The organism is Bradyrhizobium sp. USDA 336 (genome assembly GCF_044908355.1).
Lineage (GTDB): Bacteria > Pseudomonadota > Alphaproteobacteria > Rhizobiales > Xanthobacteraceae > Bradyrhizobium > Bradyrhizobium yuanmingense.
Window position 1 is genome coordinate 2,671,965 of the sequence record NZ_JBIYDC010000002.1, and the last position, 15,727, is coordinate 2,687,691.

Sequence of the window (15,727 nt, forward strand, 5' to 3'; positions counted from 1 at the left end):
AGGCAATATGAGAAAGACAATTGGCTGTGTGGCGCTGCCGCTGCTGATGGTGGCCGCGTTCACGAATGCGGCACATGCGGACGGCGAGACCATCGCGGTCTTCACCAAGAACCAGACCAACCCGTTCTTCCAGACGGTGCGGGTCGGCGCCGACAACATGGCGAAGGTGCTGAACGCGAAGACGCTGCAATACATCCCGACCAAGCCGGACTCGATTCCCGAGCAGCTCAGCCAGATCGAGGACGTCGTGGTGAAGAAGCCGAGCGCGATCGTGTTCACGCCGGTCGATTACAAGGCAATGGTGCCGGGCGTCGAGAAGATCAACGAAGCCAAGATCCCGGTCGTCAACATCACCGACCGTTCTGCCGGAGGCAAGTTCCTGTCCTTCGTCGGCGCCGACGATTACAGCCTCGGGCTGGAGACCGCGCGCTTTCTGCTGAAGACGCTCGGCGGCAAGGGCAACATCGTCATCATCGAGGGCGTCAAGGGCTCGCTGACCAATGTCGACCGCGTCCGCGGCTTCAACGACGCGCTAAAGGAAGCGCCCGGCGCCAAGCTCTTGGCCTCGCAGCCCGGCAACTACCAGCGGCTCCAAGCGCTCCAGGTGATGGAGAACTTGATGCAGTCGAATTCGCAGATCGACGGCGTGCTGGCGGCCAACGACGCCATGGCGGTCGGCGCGATCGAGGCGCTCGACGGCGCCAACCGCAAGGCGCAGGTGATCGGCATCAACGGCACCAAGGAGGCGATCGACGCAATCAAGTCCGGCAAGCTGCTGGCGAGCGGCGACTACAACGGCTTTGCGCAAGGCTGCCTCGGCACCATGATGGCAATCCGCTCCTTGCGGGGCCAGCCTGTTATCAGCGAGATCGTGCTGAAGCCGACGGTGATCACCAAGGACAATTACGGGCCGTTCGACGTGCCGCTGGAGCAGCGGACCTGCCCGACCTTCGAAGACGCCGGCAAGCTCAGCGCGAAGTAGACGACCCGATCGCACCAAGCCCGGACGGCCGCAGCCCGCGGCCGTCCCAAGAATGAAGCCAAGAAACGGAGACAGCATGCTGTTCGCCATTCACGCCCTCGACCGCACCGGCGCGTTGCCGACGCGGCTCGTCAATTACGATGCCCACAAGGCTTTCCTCAGCGACACCTCGCGCTTCGGCGTCAAGATCGTGATGTCCGGTCCGCTCGTCTCCGACGACGGCCAGACCATGATCGGCAGCCTGTTCCTCATCGAGGCCCCCGGCCGCGCCGAGGTCGAAGCTTTCAACCGTGCAGATCCCTTTGCCGCAGCCGGCATCTGGGAAAAGGTCACGATCACCGGCTTCCTGCGCCGGCAGGGATGAGACCGGCCTCATCGAAAGTGCGAAAACAACCCCATGCACAGTAGAACGGGCTTGTTTTTGCTTACGAATTTCCGATGCGCCGTGCGGCCTCGCTTCCGAGGCCAATGCCGCCCTAAATTGGCGGTGGATTTTGACTCGTCGGGCAAAACAGGGGCATAATGCCATCATCACCCGATGTCAGTCCGCCCTTGCCCAGGCACCCGTCCAAGCGTCGGCGTGAGTGCGCGACGCGGACTGGCGTCAGGTCCCCTCAGCTGCTCATTGCCGGCGCAGCCTCTTCGAGATGGCAGGCGACCCACTGCTCAGGACCCGCGGCGCGCAGCGTCGGCTCCTCGGTCCGGCAGCGGTCGAAGACGAAGGGGCAACGGGTGTGGAATCGGCATCCCTTCGGCGGATTGATCGGGCTCGGCACGTCGCCCTTGAGGATGATGGGGTTGCGCTGGGCTCCGGGCTCCGGCAGCGGCACGGCCGAAAGCAGCGCCTTGGTGTAGGGATGCCTTGGCGCGGCAAAGATCTCGCGGCGCGGGGCCACCTCGACGATCTTGCCGAGATACATCACCGCGACGCGATGGGTCATATGCTCGACGATGGCAAGATCGTGGCTGATGAACAGTAGCGCGAGACCGAACTCGCGCTGGAGATCCTGCAAGAGATTGACGATCTGCGCCTTGACCGAGACATCGAGCGCGGAGACCGCCTCGTCGCAGACGATCAGCTCGGGCTCGGCCGCCAGCGCCCGCGCGATGCCGATGCGCTGACGCTGACCACCGGAGAATTCGTGCGGCCTGCGGCTCAAGGCTTCGCGCGGCAGGCGCACCGTGTCCATCAGCGATGTGACACGGACCTCGAGATCCTCTGCAGATTTGGCGAGGCCGAAATTGCGGATCGGCTCGGCGAGAATGTCGCGCACGCGCATGCGCGGATTGAGGCTCGAGAACGGATCCTGGAACACCACCTGCACGCGGCGACGCATCTGGCGCATCGTGCCTGGTGCGGCATCGTCGATCCTCTGGCCGTCGAGGATGACCTGGCCCGAGGTGATCTCGAACAGCCGCAGGATGGCGCGGCCGACCGTCGATTTGCCGCAGCCGGACTCGCCGACCAGCGACAGTGTCTCGCCGCGCGCGATCTCGAAGGAGACGCCGTCCACCGCATATACGAACTCGGACTTGCGGCCGAACAGGCCGCTCTTGACCGGAAAATGCTTCTTGAGGTCGTTGACCTGGAGCAGCGGAGGACTCATGCCGCGACGGCTCCCTTGGCAGCGTAGTGACAGGCCGCGATGTGGCGCGGCCCCTTCTCTTCCAGTCCCGGCGCATATTGCCGGCAGACATCGGTGGCAAGCGCACAGCGGCCGGCGAAGACGCAGCCGATAATGGGCTTGCGGAGATCAGGGACCTGCCCAGGGATCTCGGCAAGACGGGTCGCGGTGCCCGCAAGCGAAGAGCCGAGCTTCGGCACCGCGCCTAACAGGCCCTGCGTATAGGGATGGCGCGGGGAGCGGAACAGCTCGGCCACCGGCGCCTCCTCGACCTTGCGGCCGGCATACATCACCATGACACGCTCGGCGATCTCGGCGACGACGCCGAGATCGTGGGTGATCAGGATGATGGCCGCTCCGACCCGGCGCTTCAGGTCCAGCATCAGCTTGAGGATCTGCGCTTGGATCGTCACGTCGAGCGCGGTGGTCGGCTCGTCCGCAATGAGAAGCTTGGGATTGCAGGCCAGCGCAACCGCGATCATCACGCGCTGGCGCATGCCGCCGGACAGCTGGTGCGGATATTCGCCAACACGCCGCTTCGGCTCGGGAATGCCGACCAGCGTCAGCATCTCGACCGCATGCGCCTCCGCCGCCTGCTTGTCGAGGCCCTGATGGATCATCAAGGTCTCGCGGATCTGGCGGCCGACGGTGAGCACCGGGTTCAGGCTCGTCATCGGTTCCTGAAAGATCATCGAGATGTCGTTGCCGCGGATCGCGCGCATCTCGCGGTCGGACAGTTTCAGGAGATCCCTGCCCGCGAAGCGGATGCTGCCTGCGATCCGGCCCGGCGGCTCCGGAATCAGCCGCATCAAGGACATCGATGTCACCGACTTGCCGCAACCGGACTCGCCGACGATGGCGAGCGTCTCACCCTCGTTGACATGGAAGGACACCCCGTCGACCGCGCGGTTGATGCCGCCGGGCGTGCGGAAATGGGTCTGGAGGTTCTCGACTTCGAGCAAAGCCATCGCAATCAGCCTCGATCCATCACAGACAACATCACAGGCTTTTGGCCATGCGCGGGTCGAGCGCATCGCGCAGGCCGTCGCCGAGCAGATTCACGGCGAGCACGGTGACGGACAGGAACGCCGCCGGGAAGAACACGATGTAGGGCTTCACCTGCCAGAGCGCGCGGCCCTCGGCCATGATGTTGCCCCAGGACGGGATGGTCGGCGGCGTGCCGGCGCCGATGAAGGACAGGATCGCCTCCGTGATCATGGCGCTGGCGCAGATATAGGTCGCCTGGACCAGCATCGGCGCAACCGTGTTGGGCAGGATGTGGCGCAGGATGATCATCGGCGTGCGCGTGCCGCAGGCCACGGCCGCGTCCACATAGGGCTGCTCGCGCAAGGACAGAACGACGCTGCGGACGAGGCGCGAGACGCGCGGGATCTCGGCGATGGTGATCGCCAGGATGACGTTGCCGACGCTGCCGCGCGTCAGGGCCATCAGCGCGATCGCCAGCAGGATCGGCGGGATCGACATCAGGCCGTCCATGAACCGCATCAGGATGCCGTCGGCCCAGCGGATGAAGCCGGAGACCATGCCGATGGCAAGGCCGATCGCCGAAGCGCAGATCGCGACCGACAGGCCGACCGTGAGCGAGACCCGCGCGCCGAACAGCACGCGCGAATAGATGTCGCGGCCGAGCACGTCGGTGCCGAACCAGAAATCGGCTGACGGCGCGCGGGTGCGCTTGGCGGGCGCAAGCGCGGTCGGGTCGACCGTGCCGAGGTACGGCGCAAAGACCGCGATCAGCACCAGCATCAGCAGCAGCGCGCCGCCGATCGCGACCGTCGGGTGGCCGCGCAGGAGGCCGACGAAGCCGCGCCGTATCCTGACCGGCCGCAGGATCTCGGGCAGTTGCGGCGCAAGGACGAGGCCGGCCGGAAGCGAATGCGGATTAACGGTGGTGTCGGTCAATAGCGGATCCTCGGGTCAACGAGCGTGTAGACGACGTCGATCATCAGATTGACGAGGACGTAGACGAAGCTGAACAGCAGCACGATGCCCTGAATCACCGGATAGTCACGGCGCAGGATGGCATCGATGGTGAGGCGGCCGAGGCCGGGGATCGCGAACACGCTCTCGGTGACGACCGCGCCGCCGATCAGGAGCGCGATGCCGATCCCGATCACGGTGACGATCGGCACCGCCGCGTTCTTCAGCGCGTGAATGAACAGGATGCCGCCCTGCCCGAGGCCCTTGGCCTTGGCGGTGCGGATATAGTCCTGCTGCAGCACTTCGAGCATGGCTGCCCGCGTGATGCGGGCGACCAGCGCGATATAGACGCAGCCGAGCGCGATCGCCGGCAGGATCAGGTTCTCGAGCCAGGGCCAGAAGCCCTGGTTGAGGGGCGTGTAGCCCTGCACCGGCAGCCATTCCAGCTCCAGCGCGAAGATGTAGGCGAGCATGTAGCCGACCACGAAGACGGGCAGCGAGAATCCAAACACGGCAAAGCCCATGATGACGCGATCGATCAGGCTGCCGGCCTTCCATGCCGCCACCACGCCGAGCGGCACCGCCACCACGATCGTGAGCAGCAGCGTGACGATCATCAGCGACAGCGTCGGTCCGAGACGCTGCCCGATCATCGCCGAGACCGGCAGGTTGGTGAAGATCGAGGTGCCGAGATCGCCGTGCAGGATGCGCCAGACCCAGCTTCCGAACTGGACCAGGAAGGGCCGGTCCAGCCCGAGGCTCTGGCGGATGCGCTCCACATCCTCCGGGCTTGCCTGATCGCCCGCGATCACCACGGCCGGATCGCCGGGCGCGATATAAAGCAGGCTGAACACGAACAGCGCGACGATCGCCATGACCGGCAAGGTCGCAACGATGCGACGGAGGATGTAGGAGAGCATCTGGCCTCAACGCACGATCATGCGGACTTCGACACGCCCCAGAAGAACGGCAGCGGTCCCTTGGCAACGCCGGAGACGTTCTTACGCCACGCGGTGTAGCTCAGGAAGAAACCAGTCGGCGCGTAAACGACGTCATCGAGCGCCGCCTTGTTGAGGCGACCGATGGCGGCCTTCTCCTCGTCGACGTTCTTGGCCTCGAACCAGGAGGTGACCTCCTTTTCGGTGGCCGCGCTGGTGGGCCAGCCGAACCAGGCTTTGTCGCCGTTAGCACGAATGGCGGTGTAGGGAGCCGGATTGACGCAATCCGCGCCTGCGTGCCAGGTGTGGAACATGTTCCAGCCGCCCTGTCCCGGAGGCGTCTTCTGCGCGCGGCGGGAGCCGACCGTGCCCCAATCAGTTGCGACGAAGTCGACATTCATGCCGAGCTTCTTGAGAAGGTCGGCGGTGACGTCGCCCATCGCCTTGGTGATCGGCTGGTCCTGCGCGACGAGGCACGTCACCGGCTGGCCGGAGTAGCCGCTCTCGGCGAGCAGCTTCTTGGCGGCGTCCAGATCGCGCTTGCCCTTCAGGATCTCGCCGCCCACTTCGGTGTAGAGCGGCGTATCCGGCGTGAAGTAGCCGGGCAGCGGCTTCCACAGCGAATTGTCGTCGCCGACGATCGCGCGCATGTAGTCTTCCTGGCTGAGCGCCATCAGCACCGCACGCCGCGCCTTGACGTCGTTGAACGGCGGATAGAGGAAGTTCATGCGGAACGAGCCGATATTGCCGAGGGGATCGCCGATATCGACGCTGATATTCTTGTTCTTCTTCAGAACCGGAACGAGATCCGCGATCGGATTCTCCCACCAGTCGATCTCACCGTTCTGCAACGCGGCCGCCGCGGTTGCCGGATCCGGCATGATCACCCACTCGACGCGGTCGACCATCACCTGCTTGCCACCGGCCAGCCATGACGCCTTCTCCTGGCGCGGTGAATAGTCGGCGAATTTCTCGAACACGGCCTTCGCACCGGGGACCCACTCGCTCTTGGCGAACTTCAGCGGACCGGAGCCGATATATTCAGAAATCTGCTTGAACGGATCGGTCTGCGCGATGCGCTCCGGCATGATGAAGCTGCAAGGCGAATTGTTCTTGCCGAGCGCGTAGAGCAATTTCGGGAAGGGCTGCTTCAATACCCATTTGAAGGTGCGGTCGTCGACGGCCGTGAGCTCCTGCTGGAGCGCCTTGATCATCAGGCCCATCGGATCGCGCGCCGACCAGCGCGTCAGACTTGCCACGACGTCCTTGCTGAGCACCGGCTCGCCATCGTGGAACTTGAGGCCGGGCCGCAGCTTGAACGTCCAGGTGGTGCCGTCGTCGGTCACTTCCTCGGACTCGACCATCTGCCGCTGCGGCCGGAACGAGGAATCGATGCCGTAGAGCGTGTCCCAAACCATCGCGGCGGCATTGCGCACGACATATTGCGTGCCCCAGATCGGGTCGAAATTGGCGAGATTGGCCTGGGGCACGAATCGCAGGGTGCGCGCCGCCGCACCCTGAGCGATCGCCGGGGCCGACAGGCCACCCGTCAACGCCAGGCTGCCCGCGCCAGCCAGTCCCTTCAATACCGTCCTGCGATCCATGAAGTCCTCCCAGAAATGCCGTGATGCCAGCTGTTCATTGGCAAAGGGCAAGTGAAACCGAGCCCATTTGCAAGCAAATGGTATGCCACTAAATGCGGCTTCGCCAGCGGGATCTCGCCATTTGGCGGTCCAGGAATGCGAGTTCGGGGCTCACAGAGCGGCCGCCAGCGTCGGCCCGGTCTCGATATGCGGGATCGCCTCGACCAGTTTGCGCGTGTAGTCGGTCTTTGGATTATCAAATAACGCCCGGCTCTCGCCCTGCTCCACGATGCCGCCGTTGCGCAGCACGATGGTGCGGTCGCACAGCATGCGCACGACGTTGAGATCGTGGCTGACGAACAGCAGCGCAATGTCGTTCTCGCGCCTGAGGCGATCGAGCAGTTGCAGCACAACCGCCTGCACCGAGACGTCGAGTGCGGCGGTCGGCTCGTCCAGCACCAGCAGCCGCGGCCGGCAAGCGATGGCGCGGGCAATGCCGACGCGGGCCTTCTGCCCGCCGGAGAGCTGATGTGGAAACCGTGGCAACAGATCGAGCGGCAGTCCGACCCGCTCGGCGCATTCTTCCACCCGTTTGCGCAAGCCTTCGCCCGAGCGCATGCCGTCGAGCCGCATCAAAGGATGGGCAATGCAATCGAACGCCGTGAAACGCGGGTTGAGGCTTTCGTTCGGGTCCTGAAAGACCATCTGGATGTCCCTGCGCAATGGCGAGCGGTGGAAATCGCGCGCCGCCACGTGCCCGATCGACTGCCCGTCGAACACGATGTCGCCCTCACTCGGATCGATCAGGCGGCAGATCATGCGCGAGGTCGTGCTCTTGCCCGAGCCGGACTCGCCGACCAGCCCGACACTCTCGCCGCCCGCCATCGTCATCGAGAAGTCGGCAACCGCAGCGGATCCCTGGTCGAAACGTTTTGCCAATTTGCGCACTTCCAGCAGCGGGGGCGTCCCGTGTGCGGGTTCCCGCCTGGGCTTCCTGACAACAGCGGAGTAACGCTCTCTCTCCTCCTCCGTCACGAGATCCTCGATCCGCGACGTTGCCGTGGGCGAGGCCGCAACCAGGCGCCTCGTATAGGCGTGCTGCGGCGCGCTGAAGAGAATGCCGGGGCTCGCCTCCTCGACGATGCGGCCGCGCTCCATCACGGCGATGCGGCGGCAGTAGCGCGCCGCAAGGCCGAGGTCGTGCGTGATCAGGATCGTGGCCATGCCTCGCGCGGCGGCAATGTCTGCCAGCAGATCCAACACCACCTTCTGCGTGGTGACGTCGAGGCCGGTGGTCGGCTCGTCCGCGATGAGCAGTGCAGGATTGCAGGAAATCGCGATCGCGATCATGACGCGCTGGCACATGCCGCCGGAGAGCTCGTGCGGATAGGCGTTCATCCGCGCCTCGGGATCGCGGATCTGAACGGCGCGCAGCAGGTCCAGCGCCTCGGCACGCGCGGCCTCTTTCGAGATACGCTTGTGGGTGAGGATCGCGTCCGCGATCTGCAGGCCGATCGCGCGGATCGGATTGAGCGCCGCCCGCGGATTCTGGAAGATCATCGACATCGCGGCTCCCTGCAGCTGGCGCAGATCATCGCCGCGGAGCTTTGTGACGTCCTGCCCGCGGAACAGGATCTTGCCGCCGGTGACGCGGCCGGCTGCATCGAGCAGCCGCGTCGTCGCAAAGCCGGTAACCGACTTGCCCGAGCCGCTCTCGCCGACGAGACCGAGCATCTCGCCGGCCTTGACGGTGAGCGTGACGCCGCGCACGGCCTCGACCATTCCCCGCCGCGTCGAGAACGCGACGTGGAGGTCGTCGATCCTGAGCAGATCCTCGCTCATGTGCGCATCCGGGGATCGAGAATGTCCCGCATGCCGTCGCCGAGGAGGTTGAAGCACAGCACCGCCAGCATCAGCGCAAGGCCTGGAAAGGCCACCAGCCACCAGCGTCCAGTGGAGATGAAGCGCGCCCCTTCAGCGACCATGATGCCCCATTCCGGCGTCGGCGGCTTGACGCCGAGGCCGATGAAGGACAGGCCGGCGGCATTGAGAATGGCCCAGCCGAGATTGAGCGAGATCTGCACAGCCATTGCGGGCAGGATGTTCGGCAGCAGGAAGCGCAGCACCACCGAGAAATGGCTCTCGCCGCAGGCGCGCGCGGCTTCGACCCAGCCGACATTGCGGCGGACGTTGACCTCGGCGCGCGCGAAGCGGATGTAGAACGGAAGATTGATGATCGCGGTCGCGATCACGATGTTCTCGATCCGGTTGCCGAGCGCGGCGACCATCGCCATTGCCAGCACGAACAGCGGAAAGGCCATCATCACGTCGACGAAGCGGCCGACGGCGCGATCGAGCCGTCCGCCGGCATAGCCGCAGAACGCGCCGACGACGGCCCCGATCACGAATGAAATTCCGACCGCGGAGACTGCGATGGCAAGGTCGAGCCGTGCAGCGATGATGAGGCGGCTGAACACGTCGCGGCCGAGCTGGTCCGTGCCGGCAATATGCGCCGCGCTCGGCGGCAGCAGCGCCTCCGAGACGTTCGAGGCCACGGGATCGTAGGGCACGATCCACGGTCCGAAGATCGCGACCAGGACGAACAGCGTCACCCCGGCCGCGGCCACCGCCGTGAGCGGATTGCCGCGCAGGATCCAAACCGAATGGCGAAGTGTGGCGCTGGTCATTCGATCGACACCCTGGGATCGGCGATGCCGTAGCAGATGTCCACGACGAGATTGACCAGCACGAACAGGCTGGCCATCAGCAGCACGAAACCCTGCACCGGCGCATAGTCGGACGACAGCAGCGCATCGAGCGCATAGGAGGCAACGCCCGGCCAGGAGAACACCTTCTCCACCAACACGTTGGCTCCCAGCATGGTCGAGAACACGATGCCGGCGATGGTGATGACCGGCAGGATCGCGTTGCGGAGCGCATAGGTGACGACCACCTTGCGCCAGGACAATCCGACCGAGCGCGCGGTGCGCACGAAATCGCTGCCGAGCGAGACCAGCATCGAGGCGCGGGTGATCCGCGCCAGCGGCGCGATCACGAACAGCGCCATGCTCACTGCCGGCAGGATCAACTGCCTGCAGGCCGCCCACCAGCCCTCGACGTCGCCGGCGAGCAGGAAGTCGATCGAGAGAAAGCCGGTGCGCTGCGGCGGCAGCGAGGTGAAGACGTCGATGCGCCCCGTCGGATCAGGGGCCAGCCCGAGCAGATAATAGAAGACGTAGATCAAGAGCAGGCCCGAGACGAAAGTCGGCACGCAGACCCCAAGTGCGCAGAACAGCCGCACGCCGTGATCGATGATCGATCCCGGCCGCAGCGCCGCCAGCACCCCAAGCGGCACTGCCGCGATCAGCGCGATCAGCAGTGCGGTGAAGGTGAGCTCGAGCGAGGCCGGCAATCGCTCGCGCAGGTCCTTCAGCACCGGCTGGCCGGTCATCATCGAGCGGCCGAGATTGCCGTGGCCGATGTCGGAGAGATAGAACACGAGTTGCTCCGGCACGGATTTGTCGAGCCCCATCTGCTTGCGGATCTGCTCGATCTCCTCCTTGCCGGCATTGGGGCCCGAGGCGAAGAACACCGCGGGGTCGCCGGGCAGGACGCGCATCAACAGGAAGGTGAAGACCAGCACACCGAACAGTGCCGGCAGCGACGACAAGAGCCGCCTGCCCGCCCGCACCATCGTTGCACCAAGACCGGTCGTCACCATTCAACGTCCCTGCTGGCCGCAAGTGTCACTTGCGGCTGACATCGCGATAATCCACCTGACGGTGGAACTCATAGGTGTAGCCTTCGATCGACGGCGCCATCACCGCGTCCTGATTGGGCTGCCACAGCATGATCTGCGGCATCAGGTCGAAATGCATTGCGTTGAGCTTGCGGCCGGCTGCCTCGTATTTGGCCTTATCCGGCTCGAAGCGCGCCTCCTGCGCAATCGCGGCAAGGTCCGGATTGTTGATCGAAGAGTAATTCCAGCGCTGAGTGCCGGTGTAGAAGTTGCGGTAGAAATAGTCGGTCGACGGCAGCCAGGCGACGATACCTTCGGTGAAGAACGGCAGCTTCTTCTCGTTGATCTGCGTCGACATCTGCGCGTCCGGCAGCTTCTGGATGTCGACCTTGATGCCGATCTTGCCAAGAGACTCCTTGACGAGGGCGGCCATCGGCTCGGCCGTCGCGGCCTGGCCGACATTGAAGCTGAAAGTGGTCGAGAAGCCTTCGGGCAGACCTGCAGCCTTGAGGTACTCCCTGGCCTTGTCGAGATCGAGCTTCACCGGCTGCTGGAACGGATAGATGCCGTTCAGCGGCTTGCCGTCCGGCCAGGTCGCACCGAACAGCGGCGCGCCGCGGCCGAACAGGGCCGCCTTGAACATGTCCTCATAGGGCAGCGCGGAAGCGATGGCGCGGCGGACATTGACGTTGTCGAAGGGCGGGATCTGGTTGTTCATCGAGACGTAGGTGACCGCGTTGTATTGCGGCGTCGAGATCACCTTGAGCTTGCCCTTGGCCTCCAGCGACTGCACGTCGCTGGCCTGCAGGTCGAGCACGAGATCGGCATCGCCGCGCTCGACGAGGTTGGCACGGGTCGCCGGCTCCGGCACCGATTGCACGATGACGCGCTTGAAGTACGCCGGCTTGCCCGGCGATCCGCGATTCCAGATCTCGTTGCGCTTGATGATCACCTGCTCGCCCGGCTTGAAGCTCTCGACCGCATAGGCGCCGCTGCCGGCGGTGTGCTCCTTCAGCCAGGCCGTGGCCCAGGGATCGTCAGCCGTCGCGTGCTCTTTCGCCACTTTCGAGTTGATGATCATCGGGTAGACGGTGGCAAGATTAGGCAGCGCAAGCTTGTCGGGCTTAGGCAGCGTCACCTCGATGGTGAGGGGATCGATCACCTTGAACTGATCGGCCGACGTCAGCGAGCCCGTCAGCAGCTGCGCCTTGCCGAGAATCGGCGCGGTGACGCAGCGGTCGAGCGACCACTTGACGTCTTCGGCCGTGACCGGCGAGCCGTCCTGGAACTTTGCATCCTTGCGCAGGCGGAAGGTGATCTTCAGGCCGTCGGGACTAACCTCGTAGGATTCGGCGAGCTCGCCGGTGATCGTATCGAGGTCGAACACCCATTTGCCGTTGAGCTGCTTGCGGCCGAATGCCACCAGCCGGTCGTAGGTGCTCATACTCAGCGCGAAGGATTCGCGGGTCGAGCCGGGAATGTTGGGATCGAGCGTGTTGACGGACGCGCCGGTGACGTAGCGCAAGGTCTCTGCCCGGGTTTGCGCTTGTGACGGCGCGGCGGCGATGAGCAGCACCGCAGTGGTCGCGAGAACTGAGGTCGCCAGTCTGAAAGACACAAAACGCATTGGTTTTTCCCTGAATTTCGAACGAGAACGCCAGCAAGGCAGGTTCAGAAAGAAGCAAGTTGCGCGCCAGTCCGATCGGACATTTCGAGGGACGCGAGGTCGCGACGGCGCATGGGTGATCACAGCGTTTCCCCCATTTCTCGCGCCTGACGCGTCACCACGGCCTGCGGCACGTCATAGGCGCTGAGCGAATCCCAGTGCCGTTCGACATCGGCGCGAAATAGGCCGCGCGTCAGGCCGTGGACCAGCTTTGGAACGGCGGTCGTCATCGCATTGATCGACGAGCCCGACGGACCGAAGCTCATGGTCGAGGCGATGGCGAACAGATGGATGTCGGCGATCCACGGCGTCTTTCCGGGCACACGCTCGATGAAGGCATAGTCGTCGGCGAGATAGGGAAAGCGGCCGAGCCGTTCGTTGCGTTCGTCTTCCGGCGGCTGGTAGCGGTCAGCCCAGGTCGCGATGTTGGCGGCACATCGGGCGAGCTCGCTGCGGCCGGCAAAGTCCATGTCGATGCCGGTGCCGCAGATGACGAAATCGGCGGTGATGGCGCCGCGCGGCGTCTGGAGTTCAACGCCGTTATCGGTCTTGCGCGCGGCTTCAACCGGCGCGCCCTCGTGCAGTGTGAAGTTGGCGTGACGCGCGCAGCGGTCATAGGTCGGCTGCGGAAATCCTTCCCGCATCTCGAGGATCTTGCGCATGAAGCGCCAGCGCCAGGCATCGTCGAGATCGCTGAGATGACGCAGGAAGCCGCGAAAGGTGAGCCAACGATAGGGTTGGATCACCTGGATCTGCGCACGGCGGCACAGCAGGTGCACTTCAGCCGCACCGGCCTCCAGCGCGGTCGCCGCATTGTCGAAGGCGGAGGCGCCGGCACCGATCACGGCGACGCGCTTGCCGCGCAGGCTTTCGAAAGCGATGTCGTCGACGACGGTCGCAACAGAGCTCGCCGGCAGATGCGCCAGCTGCTCCGGAATCATCCATCCGCCCATGCCCTCCTGCCCTGTCGCCAGCACGATCTTGCGGGCATAGAGAGTTTCGACCTCTCCTGCCCGTTTCACGCGCGCAGCGAGCAGGCCCTCAGCCGCCGGCGCGATCTCCTTGAGCTCGCAAGCGTTGCGCACCGGCAAGCCGACCATGCGCCGCAGCCAGAGCAGATACTCCGCCCAATGCTCGCGCGCGATCAGGCCGAGCTCCTGCCAGCTCGCCTTGCCGAAGCGGGCCTCGTGCCAGGACTGATAGGTCAGGCTGGGGATGTCGAGGTCGGGACCGGTGTAGTCCTTCGGGCTGCGCAGCGTCGGCATCCGGGCGTAGGTGAGCCACGGGCCCTCCTTGCCCTCTTCGACCTTGTCGATCAGTAGGATGTTGCTGACGCGCGAGCGCAGCAGGCCGAAGCCGATGGCGATGCCGGACTGGCCGGCGCCGATGATGAGAACATCCAGCGCCGGCTTGCCGTCTGGCCCCGCTTTCGGTTCGAGCCACGCCGCGCCGGGATGCGCGATCCGAGCGAGATCGGCGTGCACGTCCGCTTCGAGCTGGATGAGCGCCTCACTCATGCCGCGAGCCAGCCTCCGTCGACCACCATCACGGTGCCGGTCGTGAACGACGAGGCATCGCTGGCGAGATGCAGCGCGGTCTGCGCGATCTCCTCCGCCCGGCCGAACCGTTTCATGGCGTGGCGGTTGCGCGAAGCCTCGCGCACTTCCTCGGAATTAGCGTGACGCGCAAAGCTGCGGCGAAGCATCGGCGTGTCGATCGCGCCGGGAGCGATTGCGTTGACGCGGATGCCGTCGGCGGCGAAATCCACGGCCATGGTGCGCGTCAGACTAATGATCGCGCCCTTGGCGGCGATATAGGCGCTGTTGCCCTTGCCGCCGGCAATGGCGAGCTGCGATGCCAGCGTGATGATCGAGCCGCTGTTCTGCCGCTGCATCTGCGGCACCGCGGCCCGCGCCCACAGCCAGGTGCCGCCGACATTGGCGCGGAACACCGCATCCCAGTCTTCCAGGCTCGTCGTCAGCACCGTGCCACCACAGGAGAAGCCAGCCGCCGTCATGAGGATATCGAGCCGGCCATGCCGGGCCACGACGTCGCCGACGACGGTTTCGGCGAATGCGCCATCGCCGACGTCGCCGACATGCGTCGTCGCTTCGCCGACTAGGCTCATTGTTTCCTCAAGACCGGCGGCGTCGCGATCGACCAGAGCAAGGCGCGCGCCCTCCCCCGCGAACAGTTTTGCGCTGGCGCGGCCGATACCCGAGCCCGCGCCGGTGATGATGGCCGTGCGCCCCTGCAGCCGCATGTCAGATCCCCTCCTTGTGCTGCATCCACCAGGCGCTCATCGCAGCAGCCGACTCCGCGCAGCCGAAGCGGGCGCGCCAGCCGAATTCGTCGGCCATTCGCGTCACTGAGAGCGGCGCGCGATCGCCCCCATGAAGCTTGATGAAGGTCTTCTCGCCCGGCTCCGCCAGCCGACACTCCAGCCCGGGATGCAGGGCCGCAAACGCCTCGCCCCATTGCAGCGCCGACCAGGCCGTGCCGCTGGAGATGTTGTAGAGCCGGTGGCGCGGCCGCTCGGCTTCGATCAGCACAGCCACAGCCTCGGCAGCGTCAACAGCATAGGTCCAATCCTTGATGCCCGGCGCCGGCAGCAGCGCCGGCTCGCCGCGCGCGAACGCAGCAAGGATCTGGAACTGGAGGCTGGGCGTGTCGCGCACCGAACCGGGCCGCTCCCACGGACCGAAAACGGCACTTAAGCGCACGCTCAGGAAATCGCCGCCAAAGAGCTCGGCATGGCGCGCGACGGAGCGTTCCGAAGTGAACTTGCTGATGGCGTAGAACGAGACTGGATCGCAGGGCGTTTCCTCATCGAGCATTTGATAGCGCTGGCCCGCAGTGCCATAGGCCGAGGCCGACGACAGATTCACGACGCGGCGAACGCCATGGCGGATCGCGGCCTGCAGGATCGGGATCTGGGCCATGACGTTGATCTCGAGAACGCGTGCGGGCGACACCCGTTCGAGGTCATCGCCGGCGGTTATCGCGGCGCCCAGCACGATCGCATCGCAGCCCTGTGCGATCAGGGCATCGATGGTATCTACATCGGTGATATCGCCCTGCACGGCTTTAAGTCGTGCGCCGTAATCGGCAAGAGATCGCTGCGCGGACGGCGGCAATGCCGCACGATCATACAGCGTCACCTCGTGCCCGCGCGCGAGCAGCACCTCGGCCAGATTGAGGCCGACAAAGCCGGTGCCGCCGAAGATGACGATCCTCATCGCGCGCAATCCGC

At 65.2% G+C, this 15,727-nt stretch carries 14 protein-coding genes; 2 read left to right on the forward strand and 12 right to left on the reverse strand.

Going from position 1 to position 15,727, the window contains the following annotated elements; all coding sequences use genetic code 11:
• Positions 1–7: 7 nt before the first annotated feature.
• Both ABIA45_RS13495 and ABIA45_RS13500 read left to right on the forward strand, forming a co-directional pair.
• Positions 8–982, forward strand: a complete 975-nt coding sequence (locus ABIA45_RS13495) for a sugar ABC transporter substrate-binding protein (protein WP_271541142.1) — start codon at positions 8–10, stop codon at positions 980–982.
• Between the two features lie 76 nt (positions 983–1,058).
• The gene (locus ABIA45_RS13500) at positions 1,059–1,346 is read left to right on the forward strand and encodes a YciI family protein (RefSeq protein ID WP_404652376.1); all 288 of its coding nucleotides are present in this window, start codon (positions 1,059–1,061) and stop codon (positions 1,344–1,346) included.
• Positions 1,347–1,596: 250 nt separating this feature from the next.
• Here the strand turns inward: ABIA45_RS13500 and ABIA45_RS13505 are convergent, their stop codons facing one another.
• From ABIA45_RS13505 to ABIA45_RS13560, 12 genes are all read right to left on the reverse strand, one after another.
• Positions 1,597–2,589: an ABC transporter ATP-binding protein gene (locus tag ABIA45_RS13505; RefSeq protein ID WP_404652378.1), complete on the reverse strand. Its 993-nt coding sequence runs from the start codon at positions 2,587–2,589 to the stop codon at positions 1,597–1,599.
• A complete protein-coding gene (locus tag ABIA45_RS13510) occupies positions 2,586–3,575 on the reverse strand; it encodes an ABC transporter ATP-binding protein (RefSeq protein WP_198399679.1) in 990 nt (329 codons plus the stop codon). Before ABIA45_RS13510 ends, ABIA45_RS13505 begins: the two co-directional genes overlap by 4 nt.
• A 31-nt stretch (positions 3,576–3,606) precedes the next feature.
• A complete protein-coding gene (locus ABIA45_RS13515) occupies positions 3,607–4,530 on the reverse strand; it encodes an ABC transporter permease (RefSeq protein WP_036005259.1) in 924 nt (307 codons plus the stop codon).
• Entirely contained in the window at positions 4,527–5,468 is a 942-nt protein-coding gene (locus tag ABIA45_RS13520; RefSeq protein ID WP_157282612.1) for an ABC transporter permease, read from the reverse strand. Before ABIA45_RS13520 ends, ABIA45_RS13515 begins: the two co-directional genes overlap by 4 nt.
• 17 nt (positions 5,469–5,485) lie before the next feature.
• On the reverse strand, positions 5,486–7,090 hold the full coding sequence (locus ABIA45_RS13525; RefSeq protein WP_157282610.1) for an ABC transporter substrate-binding protein: 1,605 nt from the start codon (positions 7,088–7,090) through the stop codon (positions 5,486–5,488).
• 150 nt (positions 7,091–7,240) lie between these two features.
• Complete coding sequence (gene nikE / locus ABIA45_RS13530) at positions 7,241–8,911, reverse strand: nickel ABC transporter ATP-binding protein NikE (RefSeq protein ID WP_404652381.1); 1,671 nt, start codon at positions 8,909–8,911, stop codon at positions 7,241–7,243.
• Positions 8,908–9,756 (reverse strand): ABC transporter permease, encoded by an 849-nt coding sequence (locus tag ABIA45_RS13535; RefSeq protein WP_036005271.1) that lies wholly within the window; start codon positions 9,754–9,756, stop codon positions 8,908–8,910. Before ABIA45_RS13535 ends, nikE begins: the two co-directional genes overlap by 4 nt.
• Entirely contained in the window at positions 9,753–10,787 is a 1,035-nt protein-coding gene (locus tag ABIA45_RS13540) for an ABC transporter permease (protein ID WP_275510197.1), read from the reverse strand. Before ABIA45_RS13540 ends, ABIA45_RS13535 begins: the two co-directional genes overlap by 4 nt.
• A gap of 28 nt (positions 10,788–10,815) precedes the next feature.
• Positions 10,816–12,435, reverse strand: a complete 1,620-nt coding sequence (locus ABIA45_RS13545; RefSeq protein WP_404542101.1) for an ABC transporter substrate-binding protein — start codon at positions 12,433–12,435, stop codon at positions 10,816–10,818.
• A 119-nt stretch (positions 12,436–12,554) separates the two neighbouring features.
• On the reverse strand, positions 12,555–13,991 hold the full coding sequence (locus ABIA45_RS13550; RefSeq protein ID WP_404542103.1) for an NAD(P)-binding domain-containing protein: 1,437 nt from the start codon (positions 13,989–13,991) through the stop codon (positions 12,555–12,557).
• Positions 13,988–14,737: an SDR family oxidoreductase gene (locus ABIA45_RS13555; protein WP_404542105.1), complete on the reverse strand. Its 750-nt coding sequence runs from the start codon at positions 14,735–14,737 to the stop codon at positions 13,988–13,990. Before ABIA45_RS13555 ends, ABIA45_RS13550 begins: the two co-directional genes overlap by 4 nt.
• 1 nt (position 14,738) lies before the next feature.
• Positions 14,739–15,713 (reverse strand): NAD-dependent epimerase/dehydratase family protein, encoded by a 975-nt coding sequence (locus tag ABIA45_RS13560; protein WP_404652383.1) that lies wholly within the window; start codon positions 15,711–15,713, stop codon positions 14,739–14,741.
• Positions 15,714–15,727: the final 14 nt, after the last annotated feature.

What these genes read in the sequence shown, in the direction of transcription:
- ABIA45_RS13495 (WP_271541142.1), top strand. Translation starts at nt 8, where the DNA reads ATGAGAAAGACAATTGGCTGTGTGGCGCTGCCGCTGCTGATGGTGGCC.
- ABIA45_RS13500 (WP_404652376.1), top strand. Translation starts at nt 1,059, where the DNA reads ATGCTGTTCGCCATTCACGCCCTCGACCGCACCGGCGCGTTGCCGACG.
- ABIA45_RS13505 (WP_404652378.1), bottom strand. Translation starts at nt 2,589, where the DNA reads ATGAGTCCTCCGCTGCTCCAGGTCAACGACCTCAAGAAGCATTTTCCG.
- ABIA45_RS13510 (WP_198399679.1), bottom strand. Translation starts at nt 3,575, where the DNA reads ATGGCTTTGCTCGAAGTCGAGAACCTCCAGACCCATTTCCGCACGCCC.
- ABIA45_RS13520 (WP_157282612.1), bottom strand. Translation starts at nt 5,468, where the DNA reads ATGCTCTCCTACATCCTCCGTCGCATCGTTGCGACCTTGCCGGTCATG.
- ABIA45_RS13525 (WP_157282610.1), bottom strand. Translation starts at nt 7,090, where the DNA reads ATGGATCGCAGGACGGTATTGAAGGGACTGGCTGGCGCGGGCAGCCTG.
- nikE (WP_404652381.1), bottom strand. Translation starts at nt 8,911, where the DNA reads ATGAGCGAGGATCTGCTCAGGATCGACGACCTCCACGTCGCGTTCTCG.
- ABIA45_RS13535 (WP_036005271.1), bottom strand. Translation starts at nt 9,756, where the DNA reads ATGACCAGCGCCACACTTCGCCATTCGGTTTGGATCCTGCGCGGCAAT.
- ABIA45_RS13545 (WP_404542101.1), bottom strand. Translation starts at nt 12,435, where the DNA reads ATGCGTTTTGTGTCTTTCAGACTGGCGACCTCAGTTCTCGCGACCACT.
- ABIA45_RS13550 (WP_404542103.1), bottom strand. Translation starts at nt 13,991, where the DNA reads ATGAGTGAGGCGCTCATCCAGCTCGAAGCGGACGTGCACGCCGATCTC.
- ABIA45_RS13555 (WP_404542105.1), bottom strand. Translation starts at nt 14,737, where the DNA reads ATGCGGCTGCAGGGGCGCACGGCCATCATCACCGGCGCGGGCTCGGGT.
- ABIA45_RS13560 (WP_404652383.1), bottom strand. Translation starts at nt 15,713, where the DNA reads ATGAGGATCGTCATCTTCGGCGGCACCGGCTTTGTCGGCCTCAATCTG.